At 40.6% G+C, this 20,187-nt stretch carries 20 protein-coding genes; 14 read left to right on the forward strand and 6 right to left on the reverse strand.

Annotated features, from left to right (window positions below; all coding sequences use genetic code 11):
- The first annotated feature begins 183 nt into the window (after nt 1-183).
- From UYK_RS0115680 to UYK_RS0115690, 3 genes are all read left to right on the forward strand, one after another.
- Nucleotides 184-1,296: a ferrochelatase gene (locus tag UYK_RS0115680; RefSeq protein WP_016871731.1), complete on the forward strand. Its 1,113-nt coding sequence runs from the start codon at nt 184-186 to the stop codon at nt 1,294-1,296.
- 399 nt (nt 1,297-1,695) lie between these two features.
- The gene (locus tag UYK_RS0115685; protein ID WP_009454846.1) at nt 1,696-1,965 is read left to right on the forward strand and encodes a hypothetical protein; all 270 of its coding nucleotides are present in this window, start codon (nt 1,696-1,698) and stop codon (nt 1,963-1,965) included.
- A 42-nt stretch (nt 1,966-2,007) separates the two neighbouring features.
- Complete coding sequence (locus UYK_RS0115690; protein WP_009454848.1) at nt 2,008-2,187, forward strand: hypothetical protein; 180 nt, start codon at nt 2,008-2,010, stop codon at nt 2,185-2,187.
- A 207-nt stretch (nt 2,188-2,394) separates the two neighbouring features.
- Here UYK_RS0115690 and UYK_RS0115695 read toward each other — a convergent pair whose 3' ends face one another.
- Nucleotides 2,395-2,790, reverse strand: a complete 396-nt coding sequence (locus UYK_RS0115695) for a hypothetical protein (RefSeq protein WP_009454850.1) — start codon at nt 2,788-2,790, stop codon at nt 2,395-2,397.
- A 560-nt stretch (nt 2,791-3,350) separates the two neighbouring features.
- Between UYK_RS0115695 and nifJ the strand changes: the two genes are divergently transcribed.
- Nucleotides 3,351-6,965, forward strand: coding sequence for a pyruvate:ferredoxin (flavodoxin) oxidoreductase (nifJ, locus tag UYK_RS0115700; protein ID WP_016871732.1), 3,615 nt, complete (start codon nt 3,351-3,353; stop codon nt 6,963-6,965).
- A 3-nt stretch (nt 6,966-6,968) separates the two neighbouring features.
- Entirely contained in the window at nt 6,969-8,000 is a 1,032-nt protein-coding gene (locus UYK_RS0115705; protein ID WP_009454853.1) for a dihydroorotate dehydrogenase-like protein, read from the forward strand.
- Between the two features lie 173 nt (nt 8,001-8,173).
- Here the strand turns inward: UYK_RS0115705 and rbsK are convergent, their stop codons facing one another.
- The gene (rbsK, locus tag UYK_RS0115710; RefSeq protein WP_009454855.1) at nt 8,174-9,100 is read right to left on the reverse strand and encodes a ribokinase; all 927 of its coding nucleotides are present in this window, start codon (nt 9,098-9,100) and stop codon (nt 8,174-8,176) included.
- Between the two features lie 17 nt (nt 9,101-9,117).
- On the opposite strand from rbsK, the gene UYK_RS27320 reads away from it, so the two are divergent.
- Both UYK_RS27320 and UYK_RS0115720 read left to right on the forward strand, forming a co-directional pair.
- The gene (locus UYK_RS27320; RefSeq protein ID WP_016871734.1) at nt 9,118-9,261 is read left to right on the forward strand and encodes a hypothetical protein; all 144 of its coding nucleotides are present in this window, start codon (nt 9,118-9,120) and stop codon (nt 9,259-9,261) included.
- 13 nt (nt 9,262-9,274) lie between these two features.
- Nucleotides 9,275-9,376 (forward strand): amidase, encoded by a 102-nt coding sequence (locus tag UYK_RS0115720; protein WP_009454857.1) that lies wholly within the window; start codon nt 9,275-9,277, stop codon nt 9,374-9,376.
- On the opposite strand, the gene UYK_RS0115725 is transcribed toward UYK_RS0115720, so the two are convergent.
- Nucleotides 9,370-10,320 carry a CBS domain-containing protein gene (locus tag UYK_RS0115725; protein WP_016871735.1) on the reverse strand — a complete coding sequence of 317 codons (951 nt, stop codon included), beginning with the start codon at nt 10,318-10,320 and terminating at the stop codon, nt 9,370-9,372. The genes UYK_RS0115720 and UYK_RS0115725 overlap by 7 nt on opposite strands.
- Nucleotides 10,321-10,517: 197 nt before the next feature.
- Between UYK_RS0115725 and UYK_RS0115730 the strand changes: the two genes are divergently transcribed.
- Nucleotides 10,518-11,507 carry an aspartate carbamoyltransferase catalytic subunit gene (locus UYK_RS0115730; RefSeq protein ID WP_009454861.1) on the forward strand — a complete coding sequence of 330 codons (990 nt, stop codon included), beginning with the start codon at nt 10,518-10,520 and terminating at the stop codon, nt 11,505-11,507.
- Between the two features lie 8 nt (nt 11,508-11,515).
- Here UYK_RS0115730 and UYK_RS0115735 read toward each other — a convergent pair whose 3' ends face one another.
- Nucleotides 11,516-12,682 carry a DUF7453 family protein gene (locus UYK_RS0115735; protein WP_016871736.1) on the reverse strand — a complete coding sequence of 389 codons (1,167 nt, stop codon included), beginning with the start codon at nt 12,680-12,682 and terminating at the stop codon, nt 11,516-11,518.
- Nucleotides 12,683-12,974: 292 nt separating this feature from the next.
- On the reverse strand, nt 12,975-13,805 hold the full coding sequence (gene minD, locus UYK_RS0115740) for a septum site-determining protein MinD (RefSeq protein ID WP_009454865.1): 831 nt from the start codon (nt 13,803-13,805) through the stop codon (nt 12,975-12,977).
- A 958-nt stretch (nt 13,806-14,763) separates the two neighbouring features.
- Here minD and UYK_RS0115745 point away from each other — a divergent pair.
- From UYK_RS0115745 to UYK_RS0115760, 3 genes are all read left to right on the forward strand, one after another.
- A complete protein-coding gene (locus tag UYK_RS0115745) occupies nt 14,764-15,966 on the forward strand; it encodes an AAA family ATPase (protein WP_009454867.1) in 1,203 nt (400 codons plus the stop codon).
- Nucleotides 15,967-15,974: 8 nt separating this feature from the next.
- Nucleotides 15,975-16,397, forward strand: coding sequence for a bis(5'-nucleosyl)-tetraphosphatase (locus UYK_RS0115750; protein WP_026086488.1), 423 nt, complete (start codon nt 15,975-15,977; stop codon nt 16,395-16,397).
- A gap of 487 nt (nt 16,398-16,884) precedes the next feature.
- On the forward strand, nt 16,885-17,856 hold the full coding sequence (locus UYK_RS0115760) for a threo-3-hydroxy-L-aspartate ammonia-lyase (protein ID WP_016871739.1): 972 nt from the start codon (nt 16,885-16,887) through the stop codon (nt 17,854-17,856).
- A 282-nt stretch (nt 17,857-18,138) separates the two neighbouring features.
- On the opposite strand, the gene UYK_RS0115765 is transcribed toward UYK_RS0115760, so the two are convergent.
- Nucleotides 18,139-18,675, reverse strand: coding sequence for a PadR family transcriptional regulator (locus tag UYK_RS0115765; protein ID WP_009454870.1), 537 nt, complete (start codon nt 18,673-18,675; stop codon nt 18,139-18,141).
- A gap of 170 nt (nt 18,676-18,845) precedes the next feature.
- Here UYK_RS0115765 and UYK_RS26225 point away from each other — a divergent pair, with 170 nt between their 5' ends.
- The 3 genes from UYK_RS26225 to UYK_RS0115775 all read left to right on the forward strand — a co-directional run bounded on the left by UYK_RS26225 (nt 18,846) and on the right by UYK_RS0115775 (nt 20,128).
- On the forward strand, nt 18,846-19,001 hold the full coding sequence (locus tag UYK_RS26225) for a hypothetical protein (RefSeq protein WP_157221831.1): 156 nt from the start codon (nt 18,846-18,848) through the stop codon (nt 18,999-19,001).
- A gap of 17 nt (nt 19,002-19,018) precedes the next feature.
- Entirely contained in the window at nt 19,019-19,429 is a 411-nt protein-coding gene (locus tag UYK_RS0115770; protein WP_235182341.1) for a hypothetical protein, read from the forward strand.
- Between the two features lie 183 nt (nt 19,430-19,612).
- Nucleotides 19,613-20,128, forward strand: a complete 516-nt coding sequence (locus UYK_RS0115775; RefSeq protein ID WP_009454872.1) for a DUF937 domain-containing protein — start codon at nt 19,613-19,615, stop codon at nt 20,126-20,128.
- Nucleotides 20,129-20,187 lie beyond the last annotated feature (59 nt).

Raw genomic sequence — 20,187 nt, forward strand, 5'->3', positions numbered from 1 at the left:
GAGGTTTTTCATGCTTGGCAGTGAGTGAAATTTTTTCATTGACACTTATTTCTTGAAAGCGCCCCTACTAAGTCATCCTTAGGTATGAAATTTTGAATCAATGTATTTCGTTTTGTATATATCCCATCCAGGGGGATAGGATAATAGATTAATAAGTAAGAAAAACAACAGAGGAATAAAATTGTGGTTGCCACACCGGAAAAACTAGAACATAACCATGAGCAATCCTCAGGTCAACAGCGAGTAGCTGTGTTGCTGATGGGCTATGGCGAAGTCGAAAGCTACGAAGATTTTGCTAACTATAACGAACAAGCATTACACTTACTAACAGCAAAATTTGCACCAGTACCAGCTTGGATTTATCCACCCTTAGCTAGAATTTTGGCTTTATTTGACCGCCATGAATGGGGCCACCAACACAATGATTTTATTTCTCCCCACAATGCCATTTTTGAAAAGCAACGTGCTGGTATTGAGAAGAATTTACAGCAGAAGTGGGGCGATCGCGTCCAAGTTTTCAAAGCCTTCAACTTCTGCGCCCCATTTCTTCCTCATCAGGTTTTAGCAGAAATCAAAAATCAAGGTTTTGATAAACTTTTAATTTACCCACTGTTGGTAGTAGATTCTATCTTCACCAGTGGAATTGCGATCGAGCAAGTCAATAAAGCTTTATCCCAGTTGACTGATGGTAGCGAACACTGGGTAAAAGGGCTACGCTACATTCCTTCTTTTTACAACGAAGCCGCCTACATTGATATGATGGTGCATCTTGTAGAAGAGAAAATAGCTAGCGATTTAGCTGCTGCTTATCTACCAGCAGAAATTGGTATTGTCTTGATGAATCACGGTTGTCCCCACAAAGCCAAAGGCTTCACCTCCGGAATTACCGAAAGTCAAGCACTCTACGACTTGATCCGAGATAAATTAATCAACCGCTATCCTTTGATTTCCATCGGTTGGTTAAATCACGATACACCATTGATTGAATGGACGCAGCCCAATGTCGAACAAGCAGCGAAAAACCTCATTCAGTTGGGTGCAAAAACTGTGATGTTTATGCCCATTGGCTTTGCCACAGAAAACCACGAAACTCTCTTAGATGTACACCACATTATTCATGCGCTAGAGAAAAAACATTCTCAGGTAAACTACGTGCAAATGCCTTGTGTCAACGATCACCCAGACTTCTTAGCAATGGCAGCCCAATGGGCAAATCCTCATATTGCTGATTTGTTGTCAGAAGAAGCAACGACGGTTAACCCACAACTAGCAGTAGCCCATCATCACCATCATTAAATTAACAGGGGAAAGGGGGCTGACAAGTATAGGTTTGTGATTTTGAGTATGAATGAGTACTCTTATTGTCAACTCCCTGTTCTCCAAATGATGGCAAGTTGAGAGCTATTATTTTGATCTACCACAAAGCCCGTACGCTATTATCATCTTGATCTTGTTGATTAGTTTCTGGTTTAGAGGTGAATCTGAATCAACTGCAATTGTTTGTTGATCAAGGTAAAAACTGATTAAAACTTACCCGATGACTACTTTTCTTACATCTTGCACCAAGGTCGAAACTAAAGTTTTGAACCCAAAGCACGCCATGAGTTAAAACTCTTTCTAACCTTTGTCTGAGTAAGCTTTGAGCTTACTTAAACTTTTAGCCCCAAATTTATTTGAGGGCGGTATTTTGGGCTGGTGCAAGATATAAGTTTTAGAAAATTTTGGTTGATAGGGGTAGCGATCGCTTTCCTGAGCAATGGCTGTGAAAGAGCAATAGAGTATTTACCACCCCTACCCAGAGTCGAAATACCTTCAAATCAATCTCGAAAACCTGCACTTGCTTCTCAGTCTGCTAGTACTGCAAAAATTGAAGCCGGAGTCGGTCAAAGCATTAACCAAGTGCGTCTACTACTATTGGTGGATGTAAAGGATGACCAAATCACTCAGGATAAAGCAAACCTCTAAATAGCTTCTTTGCTCATCCTCTCAATTCTTCAAGGAGGAGTTATGAACAAAAAATTACTTTTTCTAGCTTCAGCTGTTGGCATCAGCATACTTATAAGTGCTTGTGAGCCTGCTAGACAAACTCCAACAACTACACCACCAGCCGGTACTCCACCACCAGCTGATACTCCACCAGCAGGAGTTCCACAAATAACTCCAACGGTGACTCCAACTACCCCCTAATACCGTTTCACTACAAGTCTGATTTAACGACTAGGGAGACAAGGGGGAAAACAGCTAAGTTAGTTAGCTGCAATTTGGGTAGCTAGATTTAATTCTTTTCATAGGAAGCTATAAGTGATATAACTACTAACCCCATACCAGTTATCTTTACTAATAATCCCATTGCCAATTGCTATCTTATTTACGATGAAATTAAATCCCATAATGTCAGTGATTTTTGTTGGCATTTTTTTCATGTTTAGGGCAATAGTCAGTGCAATTAATTGCTTCTTCTGTCAAAACTATAGAAGGTTGAACAGCACACTTAAGATGATAGTTGTGTGAAAAATAATGACAGTTTCTACAGGGAACTTTATTATGTGAGGGTTGAACAGAGAAAAATAACTTATTATTTTGTGCAAGTCTCCTAATTCTGGATAAAAATACTAAAAATAATACCCAAATTATTATGAAGCCAAAAGATCCTCCAGCAATAATAATTTTTGCATGGGGTATGTTTCCTCCGTCAACTTGGGTATTATCTATTTTTACTTCACCTTGAAGAGGCTGATTGAAATTTGTTGCAGCCGCGAGATGTTGTATAAGTTTTTCTTGAATATACATATAGAGAACCCCTTATGAAATTTATTTACAGCATTGTGAATGACTTGCATAAAGCTGACAAATTCATAATGTCAAAATCTCTACTCTTGGGGTAGAAAGTGACGTTTCAATATTGATTACCGAACAAAACCAATATTATAGATGTAGCAAACTTTATATAAGAATATCTCTGTCGAGAGATTTGCTTGTAGATAATAGATTTATGCCAAAAGGAATAAGATTAAATTCTTGTGATTTGTTATGGACAATCATTGAATAGGAAATAGGGAATAGGAAGGAGATTTCCCTATCTCCTATGTTTTATTCGGGAGATCCAGATTTCTCACACTTAGTAAAAAATCAATTTATATTGACGTGACGACTGCGATCGCAGTCGTCACGCCAGGGGCGATCGCCAGTCCTCACAAGTTCTTCAAAATTATCGTTTAACTTCAAGGTAAAGTGATCGCACAACCATTTTGGGATTAGGAATTGAGAACCATTGATAATTTCTCAAGCCCTGACTGCCAAAGATTTGTTCAGCCATGTAGGTACTTGGTGATTATTTAAAGGTGACAATGATGCTACAAAAAAATTTTGCCACCATCGACGGCAACGAGGCAGTTGCAAAAGTAGCTTATCAACTTAACGAAGTCGTTGCCATTTATCCAATTACTCCCTCTACACCAATGGGCGAATGGGCAGATGCTTGGACAGCAGAGGCAAAACCCAATCTTTGGGGTACGGTTCCAACAATTATCGAAATGCAAAGTGAAGCCGGAGTAGCTGGTAGTATTCACGGCGCATTGCAAACAGGGGCGCTGACCACTACATTCACAGCATCCCAAGGCTTATTGTTGATGATACCGAACATGTACAAGATTGCCGGAGAACTCACACCGACAGTCTTCCATGTTGCTTCCCGTTCTCTGGCAACCCAAGCACTGTCTATTTTCGGCGACCATAGTGACGTGATGGCAACTCGGGCGACGGGTTTTGCTTTACTTTCTTCTGCTTCTGTACAGGAAGCACACGACTTTGCCCTGATTGCTCAAGCTGCAACCCTAGAGTCAAGGATACCCTTCCTGCACTTTTTTGATGGCTTCCGCACTTCCCATGAAATTTCTAAAGTTGAATTATTAACGCCACCAGACTTGCAAGCACTGATTGATGAAACTTTTATTCTGGAACATCGGACAAGGGCGCTATCCCCTGATCGCCCAGTACTGCGCGGAACTGCTCAAAATCCCGATGTTTATTTCCAAGCCAGGGAAACAGTCAATCCCTATTACGTTGCTTGTCCCGATATTGTGCAATCCTGTATGAATAAGTTTGCCGCACAGACAAGCAGACACTATCACCTGTTTGATTATCATGGTGCGATCGATGCAGAACGAGTCATCGTTTTAATGGGTTCAGGTTGTGAGGTGGTGCATGAAACAGTAGACTATCTCAACGCCCGTGGTGAAAAAGTGGGTATAGTCAAAGTGCGCTTGTACCGTCCTTTTGATAGTAAACGGTTTATTGAAACTTTACCTAAGACTGTGAAAGCGATCGCAGTCCTTGATCGTACCAAAGAACCAGGAAGTGCAGGTGAACCCCTTTATCTAGATGTCATCACAGCTATCTATGAAATGTGGAAAGTAAAGGACAAGGAAAATTCTTCCACTCCTGACACTCTCCCCACTTCCCTCACTCCAACAATCATCGGTGGTCGCTACGGGCTATCTTCTAAAGAATTTACTCCCGCGATGGTAAAGGCTATCTTTGATAATCTAGCGGTCACTGAACCGAAAAATCATTTCACCGTGGGTATCAATGATGACTTAAGTCATAGCAGCCTCGACTATGACCCTGAATTTTCCATTGAACCAGATAATGTTGTCCGTGCTATTTTTTACGGTTTAGGCTCCGATGGTACGGTGGGAGCGAATAAGAACTCTATCAAAATTATTGGTGAAGAAACTGAGAACTACGCCCAAGGTTATTTTGTTTACGACTCGAAAAAATCGGGTTCTGTCACTACCTCCCATTTAAGATTTGGTTCTCAACTCATCCGTTCCAGCTATTTAATTAACAAAGCCAATTTTGTTGCCTGTCATCAATGGGGATTTTTGGAACGTTTTGATATGCTCAAACATATTGAGCCAGGAGGAATTTTCTTACTCAACAGTCCATACTCAAAAGCAGAAGTTTGGCAGAATTTACCCAGGATAGTGCAAGAGCAAATCATTAACAAGCACCTGAAATTCTACGTTATCAATGCCTATAAAGTTGCCCGTGAAAGTGGTATGGGTGGGCATATCAACACAGTTATGCAAGTATGCTTTTTTGCACTGTCGGGTGTCTTATCTAGGGAAGAAGCGATCACCCAAATCAAACGTTCCATAGAAAAAACCTATGGTAAGAAGGGTGATGAAATTGTCGCAATGAATTTACGAGCGGTTGACAAAACGCTAGAACATTTGTATGAGGTGTCAGTTCCCAACTCTGTTGACAGCAAGATTGAATTACCTCCACCAGTACCGGACACTGCACCTGAATTTGTTCGGGAAGTATTAGGCAAGATGATTGCTGGGTGTGGTGATGAGATTCCTGTAAGTGCCTTACCCGCAGATGGTACCTATCCCACAGGTACAGCGAAATACGAAAAGCGCAATATTGCCCAAGAAATTCCGGTATGGGATGCTGATGTTTGCGTTCAGTGTGGTAAGTGCGTGATGGTTTGTCCGCATAGTGTGATTCGGAGTAAAGTTTACGACCCACAAAACTTAGACAATGCACCTGCAACCTTTAAGAGTACCGATGCCAGGGAGCATGACTGGCAAGGATTAAAGTTTACCATTCAAGTAGCGACGGAAGATTGTACAGGTTGCGGTATATGTGTCGATGTTTGCCCGGCTAAAAACAAGGCACAACCACGTTTGAAGGCAATTAACATGAAACCGCAAGCGCCTTTGCGAGAGCAAGAACGGGAAAACTGGGACTTCTTCTTAACTATCCCCAATCCTGACAGACTCAAGTTGAAGCTAACGCATATTAACCATCAGCAAATGCAAGAACCGTTGTTTGAATTTTCTGGCGCTTGTGCTGGTTGTGGCGAAACTCCTTACATTAAATTAGTGAGTCAGTTGTTTGGCGATCGCGCTTTGGTTGCCAATGCTACGGGTTGTTCTTCAATTTATGGCGGTAACTTACCAACTACACCTTGGACTAAGAATAACGAAGGTCGTGGTCCTGCTTGGTCAAATTCCCTATTTGAAGATAACGCAGAATTTGGTTTGGGTTTCCGCGTGTCAATAGACAAACAAAGAGAATTTGCTTGTGAACTACTTACACAGCTAGCACCTAAAATTGGGGAAGCATTAGTTGAGAGTATCTTAAATGCAGAACAAAAAGATGAAGCTGAGATTTACGAACAACGTGATCGAGTAGCAATTCTCAAACAAGGTTTGGATGAATTGTTGGTCAATCTAGAAACGGATCATGACCCATCTCTACAATCCAAAATCCAAAATCTTCAATTTCTTGCTGATTTACTAGTGAAAAAGAGCATCTGGATTATTGGCGGTGACGGTTGGGCTTATGACATTGGTTTTGGCGGATTAGACCACGTTTTGGCAAGCGGTCGAGATGTCAACATCTTGGTATTAGATACAGAAGTCTACTCCAACACAGGCGGACAGATGTCTAAAGCTACGCCTCGCGGTGCAGTAGCGAAATTCGCCGCAGCAGGTAAATCAGCAGCAAAAAAAGACCTGGGTTTAATTGCCATGAGCTATGGTAATGTTTACGTTGCTAGTGTGGCAATGGGTGCAAGAGATGAACACACCCTCAAAGCTTTCTTGGAAGCAGAAGCCTACTCTGGCCCATCACTAATTATTGCCTACAGCCATTGTATAGCTCACGGTATTAACATGAGTACGGCAATGCAAAATCAAAAAGCTGCGGTTGATTCTGGACGCTGGCTGCTGTACAGGTTTAACCCTGACCGGATTAACCAGGGAGAAAATCCATTGCAACTAGATTCCCGCACACCTAAGCTACCTGTGGAAAAATACATGTACTTAGAAAACCGCTTTAAGATGCTGACAAAGAGCTATCCAGAGCAAGCAAAGCGTTTATTGCAACAAGCACAAGAGGATGTCAACCATCGCTATTCAATGTATCAATATCTGGCTGCAAGAGAGTTGTGAATTATGGACATCACTACAACATACATGGGATTGAATTTGCGATCGCCGCTTGTTGCTTCTGCATCTCCTCTTTCTGAGAACATCGATAACATTAAACAGATGGAAGACGCAGGCGCGGGTGCGGTGGTAATGCATTCGCTGTTTGAAGAACAATTACGGTTAGAGCGTTACGAACTGCACCATCATCTCACTCAAGGTACCGAGAGTTATCCAGAATCTCTTACCTATTTTCCAGAGCCAGCATCCTTTCGGGTTGGCCCAGAAGAATATCTTGAGCATATCCGTAAAATTAAGGAAAGTGTAAGTATTCCCATTTTCGCCAGTCTCAACGGTTCATCTATGGGTGGCTGGACTAGTTATGCCAAGCAAATTCAGCAAGCAGGAGCAGATGCCCTAGAATTAAATATTTACTACGTTCCTACAGATCTAGATTTAACTGCCCAGCAAATCGAGCAAACTTATATTGATATTCTCAAGGCAGTCAAAACCGCAGTGACAATTCCAGTTGCCGTTAAGCTTAGTCCCTACTTTACCAATATGGGAAACATGGCTAAGCTCTTGGATGAAGCAGGAGCGGATGCTTTTGTACTCTTCAACCGTTTCTACCAACCAGATATTAACCTCAAAACATTGGAAGTGGAGCCTAATGTATTATTAAGCACAGCACAGGCAATGCGATTGCCGCTTCGGTGGATTGCAATTCTTTACGGGCGGATTAATGCCAGTTTAGCTGCAACTAGCGGTATTCACAAAGGAGAAGATGTAGTAAAAATGCTCATGGCGGGTGCAAACATTACTATGCTGTGCTCTGTACTATTACAACATGGCATCGCTCACATCCGAATCATTGAGCAGCAACTGCGGGAATGGATGAAGGAACACGAGTATGAATCTGTGCAGTTGATGCAAGGTAGTATGAGCCAGAAGCATTGTCCTAACCCAAGTGAATTTGAACGCGCCCAGTATATGCGGGCAATTCAATCTTATAAACCAGAATGGAGGCAAATTTATGAAGCATCTCATTATTTTGGATAGCCGATGCCTTTTATTACTGTGCGATCACCCTGAGAAACAGTCTATACAACCGACATAAATCCCTCTTGGCTCTTTTTTAATCGCTCAATCCATTCTAGCAGTCTGCCAAGAAAATTATGACAGGTTTATTAGTTGTGTTGCAGAACTTGTTAGGCGCAAAACTTTGATCAAAGTTAACTAATTCCCCTTTCTTTGAGAAACGTATCAAACGTTAACCGATCTGGAAGCGAAGTTTGTGCGCCTAATTTAGTCGCTGCTATAGCACCTGCTGCTGCACCCCAAACTATCGCCTGACGTAAAGGAAGTCCTTGAGAAATTGCAGCAGCTAAACCACCATTAAATGCATCTCCGGCTGCAACTGTGTCCACAGCCTTCACGGGAAATGCAGGTACAAAAAAGGTTTCAGCAGATGTGGCACAAACTACACCTTGTGCGCCTAATTTCACGATCGCATTTTTCACACCCCTGTTTAGTAAAGCTTCGGCTGCTTTTTTTGCTGACTCTTGTCCATCGACGGGAAAACCCACTAATTGCCCTGCTTCTACTTCATTAGGGGTGATGATATCTACCAAGGGGTATAGTTCATTTGGTAAATTAGACTGGGCGGGTGCAGGATCGAGAATTACGGTTACTCCTGCTGTTTTTGCTGTTTGTGCTGCTGCAACTACCGTAGATAGAGGAATTTCTAATTGTAAAAGAAGTGCAGAACTTTCTGGCAATAGACGCGACATTCTGGTTACATCTTCTTGATTAACACATCCATTTGCACCGGGAATCACAACTATTTGATTTTGACCTGTATCGTCGATGATAATGATCGCGACACCAGAACTGACGGTTTCGTCTACCAACACATTTTCAGTTTGTACAGCAGCAGCCTGCAAACTCTCAATCAGTTCTGCACTAAAACTTTGTGCGCCCACACGTCCCACCATTTGCGTAGGAATTCCTAGTCGTGCTAGTGCTACCGCTTGATTTGCACCTTTACCCCCAGGGACTTTCAAAAAATCATGTCCTAACAGTGTTTCCCCTGGAAGTGGTAAACGAGGTGCAGTTGCAACCAAATCTAGATTGATACTACCGAAGACGATAACTGTCATATCAAAATAATGCTTCGTTGTTAGGCGTTGGGCTTTTTTTGCCAGGAGATGAAGATACTTCAGGTCCTGGTGTAGATGTTTGGTTGGTATTGGCAGCAGGAGTATTATTAATTTGGCCGGAAGCGATCACACTACTAGTTTTTCGGACAAACCAGATATAGTTTACCAATTGGAATGCAAATTGTCGGTAAACGCTGGCGAGAAATGGAATTACTAGCGATCGCCCAGGAGATTAACCAAGTGGTTGGTGATTTCCGCCGTCCGGCTGGTTATTGAACAGTATCTTTCAACTTCTCAACCGTTCTTTGTAATGTCTCAACAATTCCATGCATTTGGATCGGATCGAGCATTCGCAGCAGGTTACTTTGTGTGATTAATCCTAATCCTCTGCCACCATCCCAAGATACAACTAATCTTCGTACCCGTCGCCTCTGCATTTCTAGATGAGCAGTCCATAAAGAATCTTCTGGATTGAGTAAAAATAGCGGTGTACTCATCACAGTCTCCGCCCGCACTTGTGCTAAGTTGAGTTGCATTGCCTGAAATTGGATAATATCTCGCTCTGTGACAATTCCTATGGGTTTATGAATAAAGCATCCTAAATCTAATTGCAGTTCTTCCTCACTAATTACTACACAACTAACTCGATACTCTGCCATCACTTGAGCTAAACTTAACACCGAAGCTGTCTTGGGAGTACGGATAACTTGAGTGTTCATCACATCTGCCACACGTATAACTTTGAGCAGATGAGCTGGCGTTAAGATGCTACGAATACTCTCAGGTGAGACTACGCCAATGATTTCTCCATTAGCACCTAAAATTGGCAAGTGACGAATTCGATATCGCCGAAACAGAAATAGCGCTCCAAAAATATCAGAAAACTCAGCCTGTGATAGAGTAATCACTGGCTTTGTCATAACTTCAGCAATTGTTACCTCTTGAAAGTTAACACAACTAGCTGTTAACCGAACAATGTCCCTTTCAGTCAATATTCCTACTAATTCTTTTGCCTGCACCACTAAAACACAGCTGGAGTGTCTTTGATTTTTGCTGAAGTAGACTGATGATGAGTCTACAGAAGATTGACTGTGAGATGTCGATTGGTTCATTAAAGCAATGACATCTACCAGTAAAGTTTCAGGTGCGACAATCAGTGGGTTTTGGTCAATTGCCGCCTCAGTTGATGGTTCACTAAGCAGGAGGTCATTAAATTGCATGTTTATTCAAGCTAGGGAACACTATCTCAAAGTTACTAAAATATTTGAGGAAGCCCTTTAATGTTTTACATGGTGTTTTGTATCAAGTATGTTACATTTTGTTTCAGTGAATAGGGATCGGGCATGAATCAGTTAACAGTGAACAGTGACCAGTTTAATTTGATAACTGATAATTGATTATTTGTCTCCCTTGTCTTATGCCTACAACTGATTGGACTCGTCATCATGTTCTCTCTTTAGCTGATTTCACCTCAGCTGAATACGACACTGTACTGCAAACCGCCGCCAGTTTTCGGGAGGTACTATCAAGGCGAACCAAGAAAGTGCCTACTTTGCAGGGACAGGTGGTGGCAAATTTATTTTTTGAACCTTCGACGCGTACTCGTAGCAGTTTTGAACTTGCTGCAAAACGTCTTTCGGCAGATACGCTTAACTTTGCCTCAGCCTCTTCTTCGATGACAAAAGGAGAGACTATCCTAGATACGGCCAAGACTTATTTGGCGATGGGAACTGATATTATGGTGATTCGCCATAAGGAAGCAGGAGTACCCAATGCGATCGCCCAAGAAATGGATCGTCTAGGTGTACGAGTTAGCGTCCTCAACGCTGGTGATGGTCAACATGAACATCCTTCTCAAGGTCTGTTAGATTTATTTACAATCTGTACTCTGCTTGATCCAGATTACCCTCGTCTCGAACTTCTCAAGGATAAAAAGATTGCTATTGTTGGGGATATTCTTCATTCCCGTGTAGCGCGATCAAATATTTGGAGTATCAGCGCTAGTGGTGCAGAGTTGCATTTGGCAGCACCACCGACTTTATTACCAAAATTATTTGCAGATTTCGGCAAAGACAGACCAGGTAAGCTTTTTGTCCACTGGCAATTAGAACCAGCTCTCAAAGATGCTGATTTTGTGATGACGCTGCGGTTGCAAAAGGAACGCATGACTGCACATTTGTTGCCTTCTTTGCGGGAATATCATCAAATGTTTGGGATCACACGCTCAAAACTACAGTTGTGCAAACCTAATGTCAAAGTTTTGCACCCAGGGCCAGTAAACCGTGGCGTTGAAATTAGCTCCGACTTAATGGATGATCAGGAATTTAGTTTGATTCAGACTCAAGTTACAAGTGGTGTTGCTGTACGTATGGCTTTGCTGTATTTAATTGGGACTAGTAGGGCTTAACCAAGCATTCAGATGACGGGGGATTTACGCTTTACGACTCCTAAAGTTGTACCCACAACACCTACTGTCAGTAAACCTAGTATTGGAGTGGCTTCGGGAATACAGGTTGGAGGCTCAGACTCCGGATCGGCACGGAAAATGCCACCAGTGCCATCAGCAAGTATTGCATAGAATACTATTTGATTGTTGTTATTTAATCCCTTATTGGAAAAATAAATATTTGTTACTGTCAAGCCCAACAAAGTATCACCTGTGGCAATCACCTTATCAGCTACTGGATCTGGCCCAGTATAAATACCCAAGCCACCGTCTTTAAGTACACCTTTGAATGCTACCGTTCCTACATCATTGATGGCAGGATTCTCGAAAAAGCTAAAAGTATTACTGTTGTCGGCGATAGTTGTTATTGTTCCATTATTAACTGTAAATATGCCTTCTGTGCCTTCCTTAAGAATTCCCTTAAATGCCACGGTTCCTGGATTGTTGATAGCAGGAGGAAAAACAAAACTAAATTTACTAGTTGTGTCGGCAATAGGGAAGGTTACTCCATCTGAAGTAATTGTGAAAATACCACGTTCTCCTGTATCTAACCTAGCTGAAAAGGCAATGGTATTTGCGTCATTAATCGCATACCCATCAAAGTCACTGAAAGAATCATTGGTATCAACAATAGAAGTTGTTGAGCCATCAATACTGAGGAAGATGGCAGAACCATTCTCTACCTGAGACAAATATGCAACAGCAGATTTGTTATTGATTACAGGAAGACCAAACGCACCTCTAGGCTGATTGCTCTCAGCTATGGTGGTTGTTACTCCGTTGCTAACAGTAAAAATACCACTACCTACAGTATCAAGATTGGCAAAAAAAGCTACAGTGCCTAGATCGTTAATTACAGGTCTCTCCCCAAACAAGCTAAACGACCCATTAGTGTCAGTGATGGTGGAGGTTGTCTCACCATTACTAGTGAAGATGCCGCTGCCCACCGCATCTGAGTTTGCGGAGAAAACCACAGTGCCATCATTATTGATCGTAGGGTTGAATCCAAATGTAGTAAATGCATCATTGGTGTCAGCAATTTTAGTGAAAGTGAAAGCCGTAGCTTCACCCATGGCCAGTAAGCTCGTAGAAATACTAATTGCCGTTGCCGCTAAAAATTGTTTGATTGCAGCCATAATTTATGTTGTTTTCAATATACTGAGTAAAATTATTGCCAGCTTCCATATTAATAATACTGGTATAAAATAGGAGAAAATTACAAATTAATTAATAATCCAACTGCTTTCTTGCGTGTTATTACTTGCCAAACAAGGTAACAGCCAAAACTGCTTCACCAATGCTATTAGGTGATAAAAGATGGATTGTTCTCAGGTTCGCTACCTATGAAGATAGGTAATCAGTAATGGGAAAAACCAATTACCAATTACCTATGACCAGCCTCAGCGACAATATAAGTATTCCAGCGATTTAAAAATAGGGATATAAACTTATAAAGTCAGTAGTTGGATCGATTGTAGAACCTCTATCTAAGATTCTGTCATTAGATAAGTCAACATCAAGAGATTTGTTGACCTTTTCGCCTCCTAAACTATGAGCAATTTGATTAAAAGCAACTACAGCAGGTGATTTGTTTTTTCCTAATACTAAAGGATCACCATGATTGGTAGAAACGATAACACGTTCATCTTCACAAATCGACCCGATGAGGGGAATTGCTAGAAGTTCTTGGACATCTTCTGGTGACATCATATTCAAATCACGTACCATCCTGGGTCTCACACGGTTAATAATTAACTGAATAGGCTTAATCTTTTCTGCTTCTAGTAAGGAAATTACACGGTTAGCATCACGTACTGAGGAAATTTCTGGTGTAGTCACAACTAACGCTTCAGTCGCAGCTGCGATCGCATTTTGAAACCCTGTATCAATACCTGCTGGACTATCTATAAGTACATATTGATACTTCTGTGCCAAGTCGTTCAATAATGATTTGATCTGTTCTGGAGTGACTGATTCTTTGTTACGTTTTTTGCCTGCTGGTAAAAGTACTAAACCTGGCTGACGTTTATCTTTGATCAAAGCTTGTTCTAAGCGGCATTCCCGGGCTAGAACATCAAATAATGAGTAGATTACTCGTTTTTCTAATCCCAGCAGCAAATCTAAATTTCTCAATTCAAAATCAGCATCAACTAATGCTACCTGATAACCCATCTTGGCTAAAGCTATGCCCAAGTTGGCTGTGATGGTGGTTTTACCCACACCGCCCTTGCCGGAAGTAATGACAATAATCCGAGTCATGATAGAAAAGTTCTATTTAGGACATAGGGCTAGCACCCCGTTAATCATCTCTACCAAAAACTTAAACATTAACCGGAGCAAAATTATCACTTGTAAAAGTTTGTAAGGAAGAATTACTGATGTGTAATTACTTATAAGATTGTGCTAAATAAATAAAAATTCCGTATTTAATCTATCTTTCTGTAATTTTGACGACATTTGAACTTTATCAATGGTTAAAAGCTAGATTTAGTACCAAGGGTATCTTACACACCTACTTGCTAGATGCGATCGCATACCTCCGAGTCTCTTGCTTGTAATATTAAATGCCATCCTCAGAGAAAGCTGCGATTTTGGGCATTAATACAGTCTGCTCAGGAACGCGATTAAATAAAATACATAACCTCACTTCTTTCTCCAAACTCGCGGAGAGGGAGTGAGGTTAATAAATAAATTGCACCTTACTTAATCCACAATCCTCAATTTCTATCAGAAATTTAAATTTAGTAAGCTGACACAGTTATCAACCGTGTATTATAATTTATTACATTATGATTACTGCAGATGTGGCTATTATGAATAGCAGCCTCTATCATAGTTACCGTTGGTAAAACTTATCTCGGATGATTAACAAGCGAAATTATTTTTACTAATTTAAAAAATTTATCTCAAATTCAGCGCTTGCGTGTCCCAACAGTTCAGAGCTTACATACATAGTACAAGAGGAAATGTACCGTCACTCAAAAGCGGCGGCTGCGTAGACGCACGGAAATTACTGAGAATCTGGGAGGTTAGCTTAAAAGTAGCTATCCTTAAAAGAGTGTGTCATAACTCACCAGTGGAGTTTTTTCCATGCGATAGACGCTTTGCTCTGACGACTTACACGCGAGTGTTTATTTTACTTAAAAAGTAAATTTATATGTTTACATCTTTAAGGATCACTCCATTAAATTAGTGAATAACTGATAACTGATAAAATATGGAATTTGATTATTTCGGACAGCATGAAGGTTCTCCTGTTAATAACAACCGTCAAAGTTTATTGGCTAGTGGTTGGCGACCTTTTCATCGGGAATTTGACTGGAAATTTTTAGGTCAACTGATGTTGCATGATACACAGGAGTTAACTCAAAAAAGTCTGAATTTAGCAAGTAGCATTGCGGAAACTTTAGGACGCAATAACTATGCTTGGTGGGCAAATTTATTAAATATTGTTTCAGAAAATACGCGCTACGAAGTTGAGAAATTCTGGAACTATATCACACCAGATCCACTGACACCTGATTATCGTTATAAGGATGTTTTAAATACAGATACACCCATTACGCAATTTGTTAGTCGCAACAGTATTCCCATCGATTATGTCCTGAATAGGCTACAAGAAATTACCGTGATGCGGGTTTTAAAACTATTAGGACGTCCTGATGTAATCACTCAATATTATTTAGAAAGGAGTTTTTATTTTCCCGTTGAGAAATTTGTAAATTGGGAACGGATCGATGTGATCAATACTGTTTATGCATATTGGTCAAAAGATGATGTATGGTTACAAATTGATCCCTATGATCGGGGACGGCGGCATTATAGTTTAATGGCAAAAAACTTATCTCCATTAATTAACAAAGCAACTTATGATTTAGCAATCATGTTGAGTGGATATCAAAGTCGTGTAGGTAAAGTGCAGAGTCAATTTATGATTCGCAGTTTTCCAGAAGATATTCAACACTTTACCGATATAGTTCAACAGGCGGTTCTAAACCAAAACCAATTAGCAGTTTTAGTACATGGTAAACCAGGAACAGGTAAAACTGCGTGGACACAAGCAGTAGCAAAAGAAATTTTGGTATCACTTGGGTTTGTGATTTTTATTTTGGATCATGATGCGATCGCTAACTTTGTACCACCTACTTATTTAGAGCGAATTTGTATTATTATTAATGAGGCAGACAATTTAGCTCAAGACCGAGCTAGCGAAGTCGCACAGCATAGCAATAAGACTGAACATATTTTAAGCTTGCTAGATGGCACTTTGTATCAAAGTGTTGTTGAGGATTCTGGTATGCAAATGCAACAAAGGTTGGTAGTACTGATGACTTGCAACACCACAGAAAGACTAGATCCCGCTATGCTGCGTAAAGGTAGGGTAGATTTGATGTATGAATTTACTCATTTATTTATTTAAATTGGAGAATGCGTAAAATCAAATCTTGTGGTGTGCTTGTAATGCGATCGCAACCACAAATGAGTTTTTTACTCCTGTTAAAATCCAACCGTTATGATCTACCAAAAGGTCATATAGAAACAGGTGAAGATGAAATCAGTTGTGCTTTACGCGAATTATTTGAAGAAACTGGAATTGGAATTAATGATATTGAACTAGATCATAAATTCCAGTTTCATGTCACTTATCTAGTTAAATCTAAGCGGACTCAAAACAAAAAAGCAGAGAAAAAAGTTGTCATATTTTTAGCATGGTTAAAGAACGAAGTTCTGATTAAAACCAGTGAACATAGTGGCTATGTGTGGGTAGAATGGAAACCGCCACATACAATTCAGCCAAAAACTATTGATCCTTTGTTGCAGGAGTTGGAAAAATATCTGTTGAAGCTGTAAAAATCTCGAAAATTTAATCTTAAAACTCAGCATAGCTGCCTTGTTTATTAACAGTTTAAAGGAATCAAAATCAGAGTGAAAATACAACAACTAATTTCAGAAGCACTGAGACTGCCTAATAACGCGATCGCTTATCATGTCAGTCAGGAATTAGCTGCACTATATCTCAGCAAAGCAATGCTAGAAGAAGACTAGTGTTGAGTGAATTATTTGAAAAAACGAACACAGATGTACACAGATGTACACAGATAAATCATCGGTGTTTATCGGTGTGTATCGGTGGTCGATTTTCAAATCCTAATTTTGCCACGGCTTGGTTTATAACATTGAGGCTAGTGTTGAGTGAATTATTTGAAAAAACGAACACAGATGTACACAGATGTACACAGATAAATCATCGGTGTTTATCGGTGTGTATCGGTGGTCGATTTTCAAATCCTAATTTTGCCACGGCTTGGTTTATAACAGGTCTACTCATACAGGTATTATGTTAAAGTTTCATTCTGTTACGTTTGTCGATATCGAAATGGCTGCGAAGCATCTTGACCATATTGCTCACCGTACGCCAATAATGACTTCAACAACTGTCAATCAACGCACAAATAGTCAAGTTTTTTTCAAATGCGAAAACTTTCAGCGCACAGGTTCTTTTAAATTTCGCGGTGCGTACAATGCACTTTTGCAGTTATCAGCAGATCAAAAACAAAAAGGTGTGATCACATTTTCATCTGGGAATCACGCTCAAGCGATCGCCTTAGCTGGAAGTTTGCTCAATATCCCCACAACTATAGTCATGCCAGACGATGCCCCCACTGTCAAACAATCAGCAACTCGTGGTTATGGTGCAGAGGTAATTTTATATGACCGTAGCGAAACACATAGGGAAGAATTGACCCAAACTTTAGCACTAGATAGGGGTCTAACAATTATCCCTCCCTACGACCATCCCCACATAGTCGCGGGACAGGGAACAGCAGCGAAAGAACTCATAGAGGAAGTTAGTGGATTAGATTTACTGTTAGTGTGTTGTGGTGGTGGCGGCTTACTTTCTGGAAGTGCGATCGCAGCTAAAGCACTTGCACCCAATTGTAAAGTCATCGGTGTAGAACCAGAACGCGCTGACGATGCTACCCGTTCTTTTCACACTAAAACCCTCCACACTATCAATAATCCTGATACTATCGCTGACGGTGCGCGGACTCCTAGTTTAGGTAAAATTACGTTTCCTCTCGTATTAAATTACGTCGATGACATGGTGACAGTTTCTGAGGAAGCAATTGTTAGCACCATGTTCTTTTTATGGGAACGCTTAAAAATAGTTGTAGAACCCACTGGAGTATTAGCTGCTGCTGCTTTATTAGAAGGTGTAATTAACGAACATGATGCGAAGATTGGTGTAATTATTAGCGGTGGGAATGTAGATTTTTCACAAGTAGTTCAATTGTTTTCTTCATCCTAAAATATTAATATTTTACGTATTCAGTTATTATTATGACTAGCTTAGTAATAGAGAATTCCTAGATAACTTATGAAATTTCCTCTTTCTTTTCTTGGCGTCCTTGGCGTCCTTGGCGGTTCATTAAAGAGGTTATTTTTTCACATAAAATGATATTGCTATAGCTAGATTTTTATTGTCGGTCAGAGTATTTACAGAAAAAAGAATAAACATAAGTAGCCCCTATAAACTGCGTACACTAATAATCTTTCCTTCTGCCTCCTGCCTTTTTACTACAAACAAAATTTACTGGTGATGCATAATATCAATAACCGTTTTCAACCAATCAATATAAATCTTTTCTCTACTTAACACCAACTCTAATACAAGTCTTTGCATAATCTGTTCACGACTCGCAGACTGATCGCCAAGTATGGGTAAATTAATCTTTTCACACTCAGTTAGTTTTTCGATACGTGCAGCTAACTGCTGTTCTAGGAGTTGAACGATCACTTCATTAGGTAAGTGTGCTGCGAAAAACAACTGAAGGAGTAATGGTTCTCTTTGTGTTGGTAAAGGATGGGGAGATTGTAACCATTGAATGAATTCAACTTTTCCCGCTTCCGTCACACTATAGACTTTACGATTAGGGCGATCACATTGAATTTCAATACTACAAGTAATCCAACCCTGTTCCAGTAGTTTATCAAGGGTTCTGTAAATCTGTGCTTGGTCTGCTGGCCACAAATGAACAAGATATTGATCGAAGCAGTTTGTTTTCAGTTCGTAGCCTGTCCTCTGTTCTTGCTGAAGCAGACCCATTATTGCATATGCTAGCGACATAGACGGTTTTCCGAAAATAAAGTAGTTGAAGCTCTATCTGTCATTTCTGATATGGATGCTAATATAAGACTAATCATATATAAGAGTTATCCAGCACGTTTATCTTGATGACGGCGCAACTTAACAAAAACCGTAAATATCTGGTTGTGGATTGAACAAACTACCAGCTTTTGCCGTTTACTTTTTACAACATTGAATTGGAAGGTGAGGAAGTGGCGATCGCCAATTTATTCAGATGCGAAATCACCATTGAATTTGTTGCTAATTGCTGGCGTACCACTCAACTAACTCTGCAAAATCATTCCAGCTACTGCAAACTATTGTAACGAGAGGATGGGTTCCATTGACTTCTAACATGCTTCTACAGCGAATACATCAACATCAATATCTGCGCGATTTGCGAAATAGATTGCTACACCTTCACCGGATGTTGCTGGATACAGAACGCATCAGTTACGAACAGGTGCGTGGACGAGTATCGAACGGAGAATTACTCCGACTCGTCATCGAAGATGAACAATTCGCTTGGCTACATCGCATATCTGAAGTGGTTGTGCAAATCGATGAAATGCTGCAAGCAGATAAACCAGTATCACTGGAAGATGTCGAAAATTTGATTGCTGATGTCCGCGCACTGCTGACACCACAAGAGGAAGGTAATGCATTTGCCAGAAAATACTATACTGCTCTCCAACGGGAAGCTAGCGTTGTATTAGCACACGCAGAGGTGTCACAATTGCTTGCATCCAAGTAATTGCTACTACCTGATAAATCTATCGTGACGGAGATTGTTGGTTCAACGAGTCTACCTTAAGTAAAAATAGGTAATATCGAATTACCTATTTTTACTGGGGGAGTTCATGTATCCTCTTTCTCGCGGTTCGGGGTTTTACTACTCCCCCAAAACCCATGTTCTGATAAGGGATCACCAAAGCTTATGGGACTTTTTGACCAAATTATTAATGCGATCGACAATCCTAGCCAACAAGGCAGTACAGGGCAGTTAGGTGATATCGTCAATACTGTACAGCAGCTAAGTAATCGGACTGGTGCAGATCCTTCTACCATGCAATCAGTTATTGGTATTGTGGGTGGTTATGTACGTTCTGCTTTGCAACAAAAGCAAGCTCATGATGGTAACGCAGAAGCGCAAGCTGTAGTTAATCAATACGGCGGTACTTCTCCCAGCCCCCAAGCTGTAAACTCTCTATTTTCGCTAGGAATGCAACGACAGGTGGCTGAAGCTGTTTCCCAGCGTACAGGCTTGGATGCTGGTATGATTGAACAATTACTACCGGTGTTGGTTCCTATCGTTTTGAATTTCTTGAAAACAGGTGCAAGTTCCCAAGCAGGCGGGAACTCTGTCTTGAATTCTTTCCTAGATGCTGACAATGATGGTGATGTTGATATTGCTGATGCGATGCAGATGGCAACTAGGTATTTAGGAAGATAGATATTTTACAAAGATTTAATTAAAGCTTCTTGTAGTTTTCTACGCTGTGGACCAGATAA

The sequence above is a fragment of the Fischerella thermalis PCC 7521 genome (genome assembly GCF_000317225.1).
GTDB classification, from domain to species: Bacteria; Cyanobacteriota; Cyanobacteriia; order Cyanobacteriales; family Nostocaceae; genus Fischerella; species Fischerella thermalis.

Coding starts and splice junctions, on each gene's coding strand:
- UYK_RS0115775 (WP_009454872.1), top strand. CDS start 19,613: ATGGGACTTTTTGACCAAATTATTAATGCGATCGACAATCCTAGCCAA.
- UYK_RS0115765 (WP_009454870.1), bottom strand. CDS start 18,675: ATGTCGCTAGCATATGCAATAATGGGTCTGCTTCAGCAAGAACAGAGG.
- UYK_RS0115745 (WP_009454867.1), top strand. CDS start 14,764: ATGGAATTTGATTATTTCGGACAGCATGAAGGTTCTCCTGTTAATAAC.
- UYK_RS0115695 (WP_009454850.1), bottom strand. CDS start 2,790: ATGTATATTCAAGAAAAACTTATACAACATCTCGCGGCTGCAACAAAT.
- UYK_RS0115750 (WP_026086488.1), top strand. CDS start 15,975: ATGCGTAAAATCAAATCTTGTGGTGTGCTTGTAATGCGATCGCAACCA.
- nifJ (WP_016871732.1), top strand. CDS start 3,351: ATGCTACAAAAAAATTTTGCCACCATCGACGGCAACGAGGCAGTTGCA.
- UYK_RS0115730 (WP_009454861.1), top strand. CDS start 10,518: ATGCCTACAACTGATTGGACTCGTCATCATGTTCTCTCTTTAGCTGAT.
- UYK_RS0115735 (WP_016871736.1), bottom strand. CDS start 12,682: ATGGCTGCAATCAAACAATTTTTAGCGGCAACGGCAATTAGTATTTCT.
- rbsK (WP_009454855.1), bottom strand. CDS start 9,100: ATGACAGTTATCGTCTTCGGTAGTATCAATCTAGATTTGGTTGCAACT.
- UYK_RS0115725 (WP_016871735.1), bottom strand. CDS start 10,320: ATGCAATTTAATGACCTCCTGCTTAGTGAACCATCAACTGAGGCGGCA.
- UYK_RS0115720 (WP_009454857.1), top strand. CDS start 9,275: ATGCAAATTGTCGGTAAACGCTGGCGAGAAATGGAATTACTAGCGATC.
- minD (WP_009454865.1), bottom strand. CDS start 13,805: ATGACTCGGATTATTGTCATTACTTCCGGCAAGGGCGGTGTGGGTAAA.
- UYK_RS0115690 (WP_009454848.1), top strand. CDS start 2,008: ATGAACAAAAAATTACTTTTTCTAGCTTCAGCTGTTGGCATCAGCATA.
- UYK_RS0115705 (WP_009454853.1), top strand. CDS start 6,969: ATGGACATCACTACAACATACATGGGATTGAATTTGCGATCGCCGCTT.
- UYK_RS0115760 (WP_016871739.1), top strand. CDS start 16,885: ATGTTAAAGTTTCATTCTGTTACGTTTGTCGATATCGAAATGGCTGCG.